Raw genomic sequence first — 13,467 nt, forward strand, 5'->3', positions numbered from 1 at the left:
GTCGCGCTCGGCGTGGGCGCCAGCCGCGGCTGCCCGTCCGACGAGTTGGAGGCCTTGGTGGCGGCGGCGCTCGGCGAGGCCGGGCTGACGCACGCCGACGTGGCGCTGCTGGCCTCGGCCGACGTCAAGGCCGGGGAGCCCGCGCTGCTGGCGCTGGCCCGCGCGCGCCGCTGGCCGCTGCGCCTCTACACGGCCGGGATGCTCGCGGGCGTGCCGGTGCCGACGCCGTCGGCGGTCGTGGCCGCCCACGTCGGGACGCCGAGCGTCGCGGAAGCGTCCGCGCTGCTGGCGGCCGGGCTCGGCGCGGAGCTGTTGGTGGACAAGCGACGCAGCGCGCACGCCACCTGCGCGATCGCGGCGACCCCATGATCTACGCCGCGACCACCGACTGCCGCGGCTGCGGGGCGTGCCTGAAGACCTGCCCGGAGCGCGCGCTGCGCCCGGCGCCCGCGTGGTTCGACGGGCCGCCGCTGCTCACGCTGATCGACAAGTGCACGGGCTGCGGCGAGTGCCTGGAGATCTGCCCGGCCGACGCGTTCATCCCCATGTCCGAGGAGGAGGCCCCGTGGCCGGTCGTCGCGTAGCCCATCCGATCGAGGTCGAGTCGATGGCGATCCTGCGGTCGCGACACGACTTCACCACCCTGCCGCCGCTGTCGCGCGCGGTCGCCGAGCGCGTCTGCCACGCCGGCGCCGACCTGTCGTTCGCCGAGTCGTTGGTGTTGGACGAGGCGGCGCTGCGCGCCGGTCGCGCCGCGCTGGCCGGCGGCGCGCCGATCTACGCCGACGCGCGGATGGTCGCGGCGGGGATCACGACGCGCGAGGCGATCGTGCCGCTGACCGACCCGCGGGTGCCGGCGCTGGCCGCCGAGGCCGGGACGACGCGCAGCGCCGCCGCGATGGCGCTGGCGGCCCGGGAGGCGCCGGCGGGCGCGGTCTGGGTCGTCGGCAACGCGCCGACCGCGCTGTTCCAGCTGTTGGCCCAGCCGCCCGCGGAGCCCGCGCTGGTCGTCGGGCTGCCGGTCGGCTTCGTCGGCGCCGCCGAGGCCAAGGCGGCGTTGGTCGACAGCGGGCTGCCGTGCGTGGCCAACCGCGGCGAGCGCGGCGGCAGCGCGGTGGCGGTCGCGGCGGTCAACGCGTTGTTGTACTTCTCGGAGGACGGCGCGTGACCGGCGCGGTCGTCGTCGACTTCGGCGGCGTGCGCCGCTGCCTGTCGTCCAGCGTCGTCGGCGGCGGGCTGCGCGACGCGCGGGCCTGGTTGAACCTCCAGGTCGAGCACGGCTACGCGCGGATGGACCCCGACGAGCACCTGCGCGAGGAGATGCGCGCCCGCGGGCTGGACGCGGCGACGACGCTCGGCGCGATGACCGCCGCCGACGTGTCGCGCGCGACGACCTGCGAGGAGGCGGGGGCCGCGCGCGCGGTGGCGACCGTGGGCATCGGCGTGCCGCTGGCCGCGGCGGGACGGCTGCTGCGGTCGGTCCCGGCGGTCAACACCATCAACGTGCTCGTGCTCGTGGAGGCGCCGCTGACCGACGCGGCGCTCGTCTACGCCGTCCAGACCGCGACCGAGGCCAAGGCCCAGGCCTTGGCCGACGCGCGCGTCGCGGCCGAGAACCACGACGGCTTCGCGACCGGCACCGCGACCGACAGCATCTGCGTCGCCGCGCTGCCGGGCGCGACCGAGCCGTTCGCCGGGCCGATGTCGACGGCCGGCGCGGCGATCGCGCGCTGCGTGCACGCGGCGGTCCACGAGGGCGCGCGGGACTTCGTCGCCCGCCGCGACGCGGAGGCCGCGCGCTGATGCCGGCGGCTCGCGCGGTGGGGCTGCTCGGGGCGGTCGCGCTCGACGCGCTGCTCGGCGACCCGGCGCGCTTCCACCCGGTGGCGGGCTTCGGCCGCGCGGCGCTGGCGCTGGAGCGCGTCGCCTACCGGCCGTCGCGGGCGGCGGGCGCGACCTACACCATCATCTTGGTCGTCGCGCCCGCGCTGGCGGCGCGGCGGGTCGGCGGCGGACGCGGTCGCGCGGTCGCGCTGGCGGCCTGCGGCTGGGCGGCGCTCGGCGGGCGGTCACTGCGGCGGACCGCGGCGCGGATGGCCGACCTGATCGACGCGGGCGAGCTGGAGGCGGCGCGGGCGCTCGCGCGGTCGCTCGTCGCCCGGCGCACCGCGACGCTGGACGGCGCGGAGCTGACGCGCGCGACGCTGGAGTCGCTGGCCGAGAACACCGCCGACGCCGAGGCGGGCACGCTGCTGTGGGGCGCGGTCGCGGGCGCGCCGGGCGCGGTCGCGCACCGGGCGGCGAACACGCTCGACGCGATGGTCGGCTACCGCAGCGAGCGCTACGCGCAGTTCGGCTGGGCGGCGGCGCGGCTGGACGACGTCCTCGGCTGGCCGGCCGCGCGCGCCTGCGCCGGGGCGACCGTGGTCGCGGCCGTGCTGTGCGGCGAGGACGCGCGCGGCGCGGTCCGCGCCTGGCGCCGCGACGGCGCTCGCCACCCGAGCCCGAACGCCGGCCGCGTCGAGGCCGCGTTCGCGGGCGCGCTCGGCGTCACGCTCGGCGGGCGCAACGACTACGACGGGACGGTCGAGGACCGGCCGCGCCTGGGCGACGGCCCGCCGCCGGACACCGCCGCGCTGCGCCGGGCGATCCGGCTCAGCGCGACGACCTCGGCGGTGCTGGCGCTCGGCGCCGCGGGGGTGGCGGCATGGCGCTGACGCTCGTCCTCGGCCCGCGGCGGTCGGGCAAGAGCCGCGTCGCCGAGCGGCTCGCGGGGGAGGCCGGCGAGCAGGTGGTCGTCCTCGCCCCGCTGACGGTCACCGACGACGAGATGGCCGCGCGCGTCGCCGCGCACCGCGCCGCGCGTCCGGCGGGGTGGGAGACGGTCGAGCGGGTCGACGTGGTCGCCGCGCTGCGCGGCGCGCCGCCCGAGGCCACCGTCCTGCTCGACTCGCTGGGCACGTGGGTCGGCGAGGTGCTCTGGCGCGCGGGCGCGCTGGACGACCCGAAGCGGGCGCCGTCGCTCGAGGCGGAGACCGCCGCGCTGGCGCGGGCCGCGAGCGCGCGCCCCGGCGCCACGATCGTCGTCGCCGAGGAGGCCGGCTGGGGTCCGGTGCCGCCGTCCGGCGCCACGCGCCTCTGGCTCGACGTCCTCGGCGACGCGTCGCAGGCGCTGAGCGCGGTCGCCGAGCGCGCGCTGCTCGTCGTCGCCGGGCGGATCGTGGAGCTGCCGTGACCGGCGGCGACGTCCACGGCGACGTCTGGGCGCGCGGCGCGCGCGACGACCACGCGGTCAACGTCGCCACCGGCGGTCCGCCGGACTGGCTGCGCGCGCTGCTGCGGCGCGAGCTGGACGACGCGCTGGCCGCCTATCCCGACGAGACGGCGGCCGCGGAGGCGATCGCGTTCCGCCACGGCCGTGACCCGGACGAGGTCGTGCTCCTCAACGGCGCCGCGCAGGGCTACGCGCTCGTCGCGCGGGTGCTGGCGCCGCGGCGCCCGGCGATCGTCCACCCGCAGTTCATGGAGGCCGAGCGCGTGCTGCCCGGCGCGACGCGCGTCGTGCTCGGCGAGCCGTTCGCGCTGGACGGCGCGCGGGTCCCGACCGACGCGGACCTCGTCGTCGTCGGCAACCCCACCAACCCGACCGGCGTCCTGCATCGGCGCGCGGACGTCCGGGCGCTCGGGCGCACGGTCCTGGTCGACGAGGCGTTCATGGACTTCGTCCCCGGCGAGCCCGAGACGCTGGCCGGGGGAGACCGCCACGGCGACGGCGCCGGGGGCGACGTCATCGTGCTGCGCAGCCTCACGAAGATCCTCGCGGTGCCCGGGCTGCGCGTCGGCTACCTGCTCGCGCCGCCGGCGCTGGCGCGACGCCTGCGCAACGCGCGCCCGGCGTGGTCGGTCAACGCGCCGGCGCTCGTCGTCGCCCGCGCCGCCGCGCTGCATCCGGAGCGCCTCGCGCCGATCGTCGAGCGCGCGCGGCGCGACCGGGAGGCGCTCGCCGCCGCGCTGCGGGACCTCATGAAGGTCCACCCGGGCGCCGCCGCGAACTTCGTGCTCGCCGAGCTGCCGGGCGACGGCCCCGACGCGCTGACGCTGGCGACCGCGCTGCGGCAGGACGGCATCGCGATCCGTCCCGCCTCGACGTTCCCGGGGCTCGGCTCCCACCACGTGCGGCTCACCGCGCGCGGCGGCGCCGCCGACGCGCGGCTGGTGCAGGCGCTAGGCCGGCGTGCGGTCCAGGGCACGCCGGCCTGAGCGCTGCTCCCTACCCCGCGCGCAGCGCGAGCGGCCGCGACACCGCCGCGGCGACGCTCGCGGACGGCACGACCGCCGCCGTTGCGCGCAGCTTGGCCCGCTTGGCCACCTTGACCTTCGCGGAGAACGTGCACTTCTTGGTGGCCTTGACGGTGGCCTTGGCCACCGTCTTGCGACCGGCCGTGACGGTGACGAGCACCTTGGTCCCGGACGGGCAGGTCGGCGACAGCTTGCCGCTCAGCGCGAACCGGTAGGGCGCCCGGCGCACGCGCTTCTGCTTGGCGCTCAGCGACACCTTGACGGTGGCCGGGCGCTTCGGCGTGCCGCCGCTCGGGCCCTTCGTGCCGCCGGACGGCGGCGTCGTCCGAGGACCGCCGTCGCCGCCGGGGCCGGGGCCCACGGGGCCGTCGCCCGACGGGTCCGAGGGACCGCTCGGACCGGGGTCCGACGGATCCGTCGTGGCCGCCGCGGCGCCGAGGTCGGCGAACCGCTCGCCCTGGGCCGACGTCGCGTGGACGGTCCCGAACCACTCGCCCGCCGGCAGGTCGGTCGTGGCCGAGTACGCGCCGGCGCCGTCGTCGTGCAGCGTCAGCGTCCGCGTCGCCCCGCCCGGGCTGCGCAGGTCGGCCGTGACCGTCGCGCCGCCCACGGCGCTGCCGCCGTCGCGGAGCGTCGCGGTCACCTTCCCGCCCTCGCGGGCGGCGTGCAGCACCAGCGGCGAGCCCTCGAACGCCGCGACGACCGCGACCTTCGTCGCGCCCCCGCCGACCTGCGACAGCCGCAGCGTCCACGTGCCCGCCGCCGGCGAGGCGGCGCGCTGGAAGCGCATCGGCGCGCGCGCGGCGTCCGAGCCCGCGGCGACCGCGTCGACCACCGCGCCGCCCGGCGCGATCAGCGACGAGCTCACGTCGGACGGGGCCGTCGTGCCGACCGACAGCGCGGTCGCGACGCCGACCGGGAGCGCCACGTCGACCGTGCCGCCCGCGGGGACCGTGACGGTCTTGGCGACGCCCGTCTGGACGGCGGGCTCGGCGTCGGCCTTGGCCGCCACCGCCTCACGCTCGACCGGCGCGGTGGAGCGCGCCGCGACCTCGGCCCGCGGGCCGGTCGCGGGCAGCTGGAAGACGTTCTGCAGCTGGTCGGGATCCTGGCCGACGCGCGGCTTGACGAACGACGAGAAGATCGACGACAGGTCGGTCAGCTCCATGTGCTGGGCGTAGGTCTTGGCGACGTCGGAGATCGTCCACCACGCGCTGGGGACCGACACCACCAGGTCGCCGTGCTCGGGATCGGTGCACGTGCGCTCGTTCCAGTCGCCGGCCATCAGCGAGAACGGGACCATCCGGCGGTCGGTGATCTGCTGGTTGAACACGCCGTCGACGTAGCTGGGCTTGAGCTGGTCGGTCGGCGTGCCCCACGCGGCCATGCCGATCAGGTCCGCGCACGGCGAGCCCATGTTCGGCGTGCCGAGCATCACCAGGTGCGTCACCGTCGGCCGGTAGTCGGTGTACGGGTCGGGCATGAGCTTGGCGATGTAGTACCGCGAGATCAGCCCGCCCATCGAGTGCGCCACGAGGTCGACGTGCTCCGCGTTCTCCGTCTCGCGGATCGACTGCACGTACCTGGCTTCCTGCGCGGCGTTCTGGGCGATCGAGTCGCCGTTCATCGGGTCGGTGTTCATGATGCCGATGCCTCGGACGTCGCCGACCGCGTAGACGCGGTCCTTCAGCTCGGGGTGGATCGCGGACGGGATGACCTGCTTGGCGACGTTCCAGCCCTTGTAGTTGGCGTTCCAGCCGTGCACCGCCACGATCGGCTTGGGCAACACCTTCACCTTGACGTAGCCGCCGCCCCAGCCGGTGCGGATCTCCAGCTCGCGATCGGACTTCGGGGCGCCCTTCTCCCACGCGAAGCCCGAGGTGTCCCACTCGAACTGGATCTTCTTGGACTGCCCGGCCGGGAACGTCGTGAACGGGCCCTCGGTGTTCGTGCCGGCGTCGATCAGCTGGCGCTTGCCGACGCGCTCGCGCCAGTTGACGATGCCCTTGACCGTGTAGGGCGAGGTGTTGGTGAACGTGGCGGTGACGAACACGCGGTTGCCGTCGATCGTGCCGGTCGCGGGGACCGGCATCAGGTCGCCGGTGATCACCTGGACCTGCTCCAGCTCGACGTTCGTCAGGCAGATCGCGCACTGGACGGTCGCGTGGCCCTCGCCGCTGTAGCTGTAGCGGCAGTTCGGCAGCCCGTTGGGCGGGCACGCGGCGTCGTCGTTGAACGGGACGTCGAACGTCTTGCTCGCGCCGGTCGGCGGGGTGCCTCCGACCGGGATCGACGCGCCGCCGACGATGCCCGACAGCATCGGGCCCACCACCGAGCCGGTCTTGCTGCCGTTGCTGCACGAGCTGCCCGACGCCCAGTCCAGCGCGGCGACGCCGCTGCCGGGCTTCAGCTTGCCGGCGCCGGCCCGCGCCGGCTGCGGCGGCGCGATCGCCTTGCCCGAGATCTGGCAGCTCACGTTCTCCCACGTGTAGCCCTTGACCGAGTCCCAGTGGCGGAAGCGGGCGCTGAGGCTGCCGCTGCCGGGGATCTGCGTGTACTGCTTGACCTGCGTCGAGGCGCCGCCGTCGTCGATCATCGACAGGCCGCCGTAGAGGTCGCCGGCGTAGGAGACCATCGAGAAGTCCACGGCGGCGTTGTCGTTGTAGTTCTCGTCGGTGTCGGGGCTGGAGGACTTCAGCGAGCCCGAGACGCCGCCGGCGTAGGTGACCTTGCCGCCGGTGATGACCTGGGTGATCGGCCAGGAGGAGGCGGCGCCGGCGGAGGTGGGGAGGACCGCCGCCGCGCAGGCGCACGCGAGGGCGAGGAGCAGGGACGGGGAGCGGAGCATGTCCAGACCTTCCTGGAGGCGTGCCCGGGGCACATCAGGGTGTCGCCTAGTCGCCGGCGCGGGTGAGGTTCGGGACCGGCAGCGAGGCGCATCCGGGCCGCACGCACGACGTCCCGATCGTCGGCAGCTCGATCGACGACGCGTGGCCCGGCTCGGTCAGCACCTTCACGGTGCCGCCCAGGCGCGCCAGCAGCGCCGGGAGCGGCGGGAGCTGGTGCGGGAAGTCGGCCGGGTCGACGACGACCTTCAGGCGGTGGCCGGCCTTCAGGACCCAGTTGGTCGGGAAGATCTCGACGTCCAGCGCGGTCGGCTGCCCGGCGGTCACGGGCAGGACCGACGCCTGCGTGAACGGGTGCCACGGCTGCAGCAGGTGGCCCTTGACCACCCGGGCGCGCGACGCGTCGGTGGCCCGGAACGACGCGGTCTGCCAGCCGGTCGTCATGCCGGTCGACGTCCCGTCGGGCGCGACGTCGTCGACGCGCACGGTCACGGCGGCGTCCGCGGCCGTCGTCGTCACCCACAGCTTCGCGGCCAGCGGCCCGCTGATCCGCAGGTCCGCCGACAGCGGCGCGCTCTGGTAGGTCGCGCCCCCGCTCAGCGAGTTGGGGCGGTCGTCGGTGAAGCACGGCAGCGCCTCGGCCAGGCCGGCCGTCCACTGCCCGGTGCTCATGGTGCAGAGGCCGCTCACCGGATGCTGGACGAACGACTGCGCCGGCTCGCTGGTCCCGGGCGCGTCGCGGGTCAGCGTCTGGCCGCCGCGCAGGTACCAGGTCTGCGGGTCGAGCTTGGGGTCGGGCCAGTCGGCCTGCGTCTCGTAGCGCTCGTCGCCGTAGGCGTACTGGGTGACCTTGGGGATGCCGGCGATGTTGGTGTCGATCCCCTTCAGGTAGCGGTCGAACCAGCGCAGCTGGAGGTCGCTCAGCGACGGCACGCCGTCGGCCGGCAGCCCGGAGCCCTGCGAGCCGCCGACGTGCGTCCACGGGCCGATCAGCAGGCGCGCGGGCACGCGGCTCTTGAGGCGCTCGTAGATCAGCGGCTCGCCGCGCTGGAAGATGTCGTGGAGGCCGCCGACCACGAACGTCGGCACCTGGATCTTGTCCAACACCTCGATCGGCGAGCGCGTCTTCCAGAACGGCCCGTCGTAGGCGACGCTGCCGCTGCCGGTCAACGACCCCAACAACGTCGGCATGGTGAAGCTCAGCGCGCCCCCGACGTGCTGGAGCAGGGTGATGGGGTCGGTGACGAGGCCGCCGCCGGTGACCAACCCCAACCACAACGGGATGAACGACAGGTTGATGTCGCCGCCGCTGAACACGATGTCGCGGTAGCCGTCGGCCATCGGCACGACCGGGAAGATCGCCTTGAGGTGGGGCGGGCGCAGCGCGGCCGTGTAGAGCTGGGTGAGGCCCATGTACGACGGGCCGTCGAGGCCGACGTGGCCGTCGCTCCAGGACTGCCGGGCCGCCCACTCGACGATCTCATAGCCATCGTGTTGCTCGGACGGGCCGAACGAGTCCCACGACCCGGCGGAGTGCCCGGTCCCGCGGACGTCGACGGTCACCTGGACGTAGCCGCGCTGGACCAGCGAGCTGCTCCCGCCGCCGAGCGCCGCGCCGGCCGCGTCCTTGCCGTACGGCGTCTGCGTGACGAGCACGGGGAAGGTGCCCGGCGCGTCGGGCCGCTCGACGTTGGCCTTCAACACCGTGCCGTCGCCCATCGTGATCGGCACGTCGGTGTCGGTGACCGTCGCGTACTGCGCCGGGCGCGTGTACGCGCTCCACGCGCCGCCGTCGCCGTCGGCCGCCTGCGCCGCCGCGGGCGCCATCGCCATCGCGGTCGCCGTCGCGGCGGCCAGCAGCGCCGCGACCCTCCTCCCGATCGAACCCATGGAGGCGGGAACGCGCCGGTTCCCCGGAACTTGCGGTCACATCCCGCGCCTGCGATACGACCTGCTCTCCGACGATGCGGCACGACGACCTCGACGACGCGGCGCTGCTGGCGGCGCTGCGCGACCAGCCGGAGGCGTTCGCCGCCCTCTACCGCCGCTACGAGCGGCCGGTGCTCGGCTACCTGCTGCGCCGCACGCGCGCCCCGGAAGCCGCCGCCGACCTCGCCGCCGAGACGTTCGCCGCGGCGCTGGAGGCGCTGCGCCGCGACGCCGGCCCGCGCGACCCGGCCGCCTGCGCGGCGTGGCTGTTCGGGATCGCCCGCCACAAGCTCGCCGACAGCGCCCGGCGCGGGCGCGTGGAGGAGGACGCGCGGCGCCGGCTGGCGATGGAGCGCCTGGCGCTGACCGACGCCGACCTGGAGCGGATCGAGGCGCTGACCGGCGACGAGCTGGTCGCCGCGCTGCCCGCCGACCAGCGCGCGGCCGTGCTCGCGCGGATCGTCGACGAGCGCGACTACGAGGAGATCGCCGGGACGCTGGAGACCTCGGCGCTCGTGATCCGCAAGCGCGTCAGCCGTGGCCTGGCCACGCTGCGCGCCCGACTGGAGGAGGGCCGATGACCGCGTCGCTGCTGCCCGAGCTGGAGGCGCGGCTGCGCGAGGCCGCGCGGCGGACGCAGCCGCCGCCCGCGTCCGGGCCCGCGCCGCGACGCCCTCGGCGCCTCGCTGCCCCGCGCGGTCGCCGTCGCCGCGCCGTCGTCCTGGCGGTCGCGCTCGCGCTGCTGCTCGCCTCGGTCGCCGTCGCGGCCGTCCGCCACTTCACGCGCGCGGGCGACCCGGCGCCCAAGCGCTACGGGCTCGGCACCCCGTTCCGCGGCCCGGGGCGCCCGCTGCCCGGCGGCGCGCGGCTGCTCGACGTGCGCGCGCCGGACCCCGACGGCGGGCTGCCGTGGGGCATCCGGCTCTACCGGACCAACCGGCACGCGGCGTGCTGGCAGGTCGGCCGCGTGCTCGACGGCCGGCTCGGCGTGCTCGGCGCCGACGGCCTGCTGGACGACGACGGGCTCTTCCACGAGCTGCCCGTCGAACGCGACCAGTGCCGTCCGCTGGACGGCGCCGGGCACGTGTTCGCGTTCCAGAACGCGCTCGCGCTCGACAACGGCATCCAGGCGCGGCTGACCTGCCACCCGCGCGGATGGGTCGCCGACCGGCAGCGGCGCACGGTCTGCCCGGACGGCAGCGGACGCCTCGTGCTGTACGGGTTCCTCGGGCCGCTGGCGCGGACGGTGCAGCTGACCGGTGCGGGGCCCGCGCGCGTGGTGCGCGTGGGGGAGGAGGGCGCGTTCGTGCTCGCGCTCGCGCTGCCGGATCCGCTCAGGAGCCCCGACTACACGCTGACCGCCACCTACGCCGACGGCACGACCCGGCCGGTCGACGACGTGCCGCCGGTCGAGTCCGTCCCCGACCCGCGGGCCGACCGCGCGCGGCCGCCGGGCTACGTGGATCCGCTGCGCGGCCTGCCCGACCCGGCCCGCGTGCGCCGTCCGCTGCACGTCACCCGCGAGCGCTGGGGCGGCAACGTCGTCTACCGGATCGCCTTCCGCGCGCCGGCGGCCACGCACCGCTACGGCGTGCAGTACACGCTGCGCGTCGACGGGCCCGCGAGCGGCCGGGCCTGCGAGGACCGCCCCTGGCACTCCAGCGGCGGCCCGCTGCCGGAGACCGTCCGCGCCGGGCAGCGGCTGGTCGTCGCGTTCACGCCCGGCTGGCAGATGCGCTGGGGCCGCGGCTGGTGCCCGGGCCGCTACCGGGTCACGGTCGTCCTGCACGACCGCGCGCACGCCGTCGGGTCGTTCGCCTTCACCGCGTAGGGGCGGCGACGGCCCCTGGCCGATCGTCCGGGTGTCGTCGGTGACGCCGTTGTGTAGGGTGCCGCGCGATGTTCGCTCAGAGCCGTTTTGTACTTGGGATCCTCGCGGCGCTCATGCTGGTCGTGGGCCTGCCCGCCGCCGCGCTCGCGGCCGACGCCGACCCGCCCGCGCCGTCGGTGGTCGTGGGCGAGGCGACGGACGTCACCGGCACCGCGGCGACGCTCCACGCCCAGGTCGACACCAACGGGACGCCGACGACCGGGTACTTCGTCTACGGGACGACGCCCGACCGGCTCACGCAGCGGACGCCCGAGGTCGACCTCGGCTCCACCGGCACGGTCCCGCTCACCGCGACGGTGACCGGGCTGGCGGCGAAGACGACCTACTACTACAACGCGATCGTCGAGAACGACGACTGGTTCGCCAACGGCGACGGCAAGACGTTCGTGACGCTCTCCCCGCCGGAGACCGTCGCCGGCACGACGACCGACATCACCTACAAGTCGGCGACGCTGCACATCGGCGTCGCCACGCACGGGCAGCCGATCACGATCAGCGGCCGCGTCGGCACCGGGCGCGTCCTCGGCCCGCATGGGATCGTCGGTCCCTTCAGCGTCACCGCGACGTTCGGCCCGATCGCCGTGGCGGCCGACGGCGACGTCGCGATCCCGCTGCCCGCGCTGGCGGCCGGCACGAGCTACGTCTGGGCCGCGACCGCCTCCGGCCCCGGCGGCCAGAGCCCGAGCGTCGGCGAGTTCCGCACCGAGTCGCTGATCTACATGCCGCCGCCGCGGGTCTCCGAGAAGAAGGTCGCCTACGGCACGCACGTCGCGATCACGGGCTCGATCAGCAAGCCGGCGCGCGTCCTCACGCTGGTCGAGCAGGCGTCGCCGTTCACCGGCGTGATCACGCCGCTGCTGGGCACGGTCGCGACGACCGACGCGACCGGCGCCTACGCCTTCGACCTCCGCGCGGAGCACTCGGCCCGCTACGGCGTCACCACCGACGGCGCGGCCGAGTCGACGGCGGGCAACCTCACCAAGGTCGAGGTCTTCCCGGTCGTCACGGCCAAGCTCCAGCGCGCCAAGGGCCACCGCTTCGTGGTCTCCGGCCGCTACCAGCCGGCCGTCGACGGCAAGGTGACGCTCTTCCGCCGCGACGCCGGACGCGTCGGCACGGCGCTGACGAGCAAGGGCACGTTCCGCTTCGCCGCCCGCGCGCTGAGGCCCGGCAGGTACGAGGTGCGGGTGACCCCGGCCCCCGTCGCGGGCCTGCTCATGGGCAAGAGCGCGACGGTCGTCGTCCCCAAGCGCTAGCCACGAGCTAGCGTTCCGGCCGATGTCCGAGGACCAGGAGAACCCCGAGTACGAGCGCCCCAGCCCCGAGCGCCTCGCGCGGCGGCGCGCGGCGCTGTCGCAGCTGACGCAGTACGGCAACCCGGTGCTGCGCAGCACGGCGTCGCCGGTGACGCGCTTCGACAACGAGCTGGCCGAGCTGGCGGGCCGGATGGGCTTCCTGATGGACGAGGCGATCGGCGTCGGGCTCGCGGGCCCGCAGGCCGGCGTGCTCAAGCGGCTGTTCGTCTACCGCTTCGCCGACGAGGAGGCGCTCGGCGTGCTCGTCAACCCCGAGGTCGTCCGGCGCGGGGAGGAGGTCCAGACGATCGAGGAGGGCTGCCTCTCGATCCCCGACGTCCACGTGCCCGTCGAGCGCCCGGCGCTCGTCGAGGTCACCGGCGTCGACCTCGACGGCCACCCGCTGACCGTCGTCGCCGAGGGCCCGGACGCGACCGTCCTGCAGCACGAGATCGACCACCTCGACGGCGTGCTGATGCTCGACCGCACCGACAAGGACTCGCGCAAGGCCGCGCTGCGGGCGCTGCGCGAGGCGGCGCAGGGTGACTAGGCGCCGGGCTCGTCCGCGAGCAGGCGCTCGACGGACGCGACCTTGTCGTCCAGCGTCTGCGGCTTGTCGCGGCGCTCGTCGAGCTTGAGCACCGTGTAGACGCGCGGGAGCCCCAGCTCGAACGGCACGGCGTGCAGCTCGCCGACCAGCTCCAGGATGTCGGCGGTCTCGCCCTCCAGCGACGTGCCCATCGCGTGCAGGCGGTGCCGCACGCGATCCTGGGCGTTCAGCTTGCGCTGGATCGCCGCGATGTAGCGGCTGGCGCTCGGGTCGCTGCGCCCGAGCCCGATCACGGTGAGGTCGGCGGTCGCCATGCCCGCGACGCTAGCGCGTCGGGCCGGGGCGCTACCAGGCCTGGCCGGACCCGCAGCGCGGGCAGGCGACCGACGTGGAGACCGCGGCCTGGAAGGCGAACCCGCAGCCGCACGTGTAGAGCGCGGAGTCCTCGGGCGCCACGCAGGCGCGGTGGCGGCGCTCGGCGGGGTGCTCGTCGGCGGGCGGCGGCGGCGTCGCGGCCGGCCGCTCGAGGACGTGCGGACGGCGATCGGTGCGGGGACGACTGGGGGTCAGAGGTCGAACGCGCATGAGATGTCCGGGTGATCGTCGTCTCAGAAACGGCGCTTGAACCCGCGTGGACACGCGCCCTACCCAACTTCG

Annotated in this window: 15 protein-coding genes; 11 read left to right on the top strand and 4 right to left on the bottom strand. The window is 75.7% G+C overall.

Annotation, left to right across the window (positions count from 1 at the left end; translation table 11 throughout):
- Window positions 1–12: 12 nt before the first annotated feature.
- The 7 genes from VFG42_RS02675 to VFG42_RS02705 are packed head-to-tail and all read left to right on the top strand — an operon-like array spanning window position 13 to window position 4,260.
- Window positions 13–369 (top strand): cobalamin biosynthesis protein, encoded by a 357-nt coding sequence (locus tag VFG42_RS02675; RefSeq protein WP_324904978.1) that lies wholly within the window; start codon window positions 13–15, stop codon window positions 367–369.
- Window positions 366–584, top strand: coding sequence for a 4Fe-4S dicluster domain-containing protein (locus tag VFG42_RS02680; protein ID WP_324904980.1), 219 nt, complete (start codon window positions 366–368; stop codon window positions 582–584). The genes VFG42_RS02675 and VFG42_RS02680 overlap by 4 nt, the downstream gene beginning before the upstream one ends.
- The gene (locus VFG42_RS02685; RefSeq protein WP_324904982.1) at window positions 566–1,168 is read left to right on the top strand and encodes a precorrin-8X methylmutase; all 603 of its coding nucleotides are present in this window, start codon (window positions 566–568) and stop codon (window positions 1,166–1,168) included. The genes VFG42_RS02680 and VFG42_RS02685 overlap by 19 nt, the downstream gene beginning before the upstream one ends.
- Window positions 1,165–1,803 carry an adenosylcobinamide amidohydrolase gene (locus VFG42_RS02690; RefSeq protein ID WP_324904984.1) on the top strand — a complete coding sequence of 213 codons (639 nt, stop codon included), beginning with the start codon at window positions 1,165–1,167 and terminating at the stop codon, window positions 1,801–1,803. The genes VFG42_RS02685 and VFG42_RS02690 overlap by 4 nt, the downstream gene beginning before the upstream one ends.
- Window positions 1,803–2,717 carry an adenosylcobinamide-phosphate synthase CbiB gene (gene cbiB / locus VFG42_RS02695; RefSeq protein WP_324904986.1) on the top strand — a complete coding sequence of 305 codons (915 nt, stop codon included), beginning with the start codon at window positions 1,803–1,805 and terminating at the stop codon, window positions 2,715–2,717. Before VFG42_RS02690 ends, cbiB begins: the two co-directional genes overlap by 1 nt.
- Window positions 2,708–3,235, top strand: a complete 528-nt coding sequence (locus VFG42_RS02700) for a bifunctional adenosylcobinamide kinase/adenosylcobinamide-phosphate guanylyltransferase (RefSeq protein WP_324904988.1) — start codon at window positions 2,708–2,710, stop codon at window positions 3,233–3,235. Before cbiB ends, VFG42_RS02700 begins: the two co-directional genes overlap by 10 nt.
- The gene (locus VFG42_RS02705) at window positions 3,232–4,260 is read left to right on the top strand and encodes an aminotransferase class I/II-fold pyridoxal phosphate-dependent enzyme (RefSeq protein ID WP_324904991.1); all 1,029 of its coding nucleotides are present in this window, start codon (window positions 3,232–3,234) and stop codon (window positions 4,258–4,260) included. Before VFG42_RS02700 ends, VFG42_RS02705 begins: the two co-directional genes overlap by 4 nt.
- Window positions 4,261–4,270: 10 nt before the next feature.
- Here VFG42_RS02705 and VFG42_RS02710 read toward each other — a convergent pair whose 3' ends face one another.
- On the bottom strand, window positions 4,271–7,147 hold the full coding sequence (locus tag VFG42_RS02710) for a hypothetical protein (RefSeq protein WP_324904992.1): 2,877 nt from the start codon (window positions 7,145–7,147) through the stop codon (window positions 4,271–4,273).
- A 46-nt stretch (window positions 7,148–7,193) separates the two neighbouring features.
- Entirely contained in the window at window positions 7,194–9,035 is a 1,842-nt protein-coding gene (locus tag VFG42_RS02715) for a CocE/NonD family hydrolase (protein WP_324904994.1), read from the bottom strand.
- Window positions 9,036–9,109: 74 nt separating this feature from the next.
- Between VFG42_RS02715 and VFG42_RS02720 the strand changes: the two genes are divergently transcribed.
- The 4 genes from VFG42_RS02720 to def all read left to right on the top strand — a co-directional run bounded on the left by VFG42_RS02720 (window position 9,110) and on the right by def (window position 12,810).
- Window positions 9,110–9,655, top strand: coding sequence for an RNA polymerase sigma factor (locus VFG42_RS02720; protein WP_324904996.1), 546 nt, complete (start codon window positions 9,110–9,112; stop codon window positions 9,653–9,655).
- Window positions 9,652–10,905: a hypothetical protein gene (locus VFG42_RS02725; RefSeq protein ID WP_324904998.1), complete on the top strand. Its 1,254-nt coding sequence runs from the start codon at window positions 9,652–9,654 to the stop codon at window positions 10,903–10,905. The genes VFG42_RS02720 and VFG42_RS02725 overlap by 4 nt, the downstream gene beginning before the upstream one ends.
- A gap of 68 nt (window positions 10,906–10,973) precedes the next feature.
- A complete protein-coding gene (locus VFG42_RS02730; protein ID WP_324905001.1) occupies window positions 10,974–12,221 on the top strand; it encodes a hypothetical protein in 1,248 nt (415 codons plus the stop codon).
- A gap of 22 nt (window positions 12,222–12,243) precedes the next feature.
- The gene (gene def, locus VFG42_RS02735; protein ID WP_324905003.1) at window positions 12,244–12,810 is read left to right on the top strand and encodes a peptide deformylase; all 567 of its coding nucleotides are present in this window, start codon (window positions 12,244–12,246) and stop codon (window positions 12,808–12,810) included.
- Here the strand turns inward: def and VFG42_RS02740 are convergent.
- The gene (locus tag VFG42_RS02740; RefSeq protein WP_324905005.1) at window positions 12,807–13,124 is read right to left on the bottom strand and encodes an MTH1187 family thiamine-binding protein; all 318 of its coding nucleotides are present in this window, start codon (window positions 13,122–13,124) and stop codon (window positions 12,807–12,809) included. The genes def and VFG42_RS02740 overlap by 4 nt on opposite strands.
- 31 nt (window positions 13,125–13,155) lie before the next feature.
- On the bottom strand, window positions 13,156–13,395 hold the full coding sequence (locus VFG42_RS02745) for a hypothetical protein (RefSeq protein ID WP_324905007.1): 240 nt from the start codon (window positions 13,393–13,395) through the stop codon (window positions 13,156–13,158).
- Between the last annotated feature and the right edge of the window lie 72 nt (window positions 13,396–13,467).

Source organism: Baekduia sp. (assembly GCF_035685985.1).
Lineage (GTDB): Bacteria > Actinomycetota > Thermoleophilia > Solirubrobacterales > Solirubrobacteraceae > Baekduia.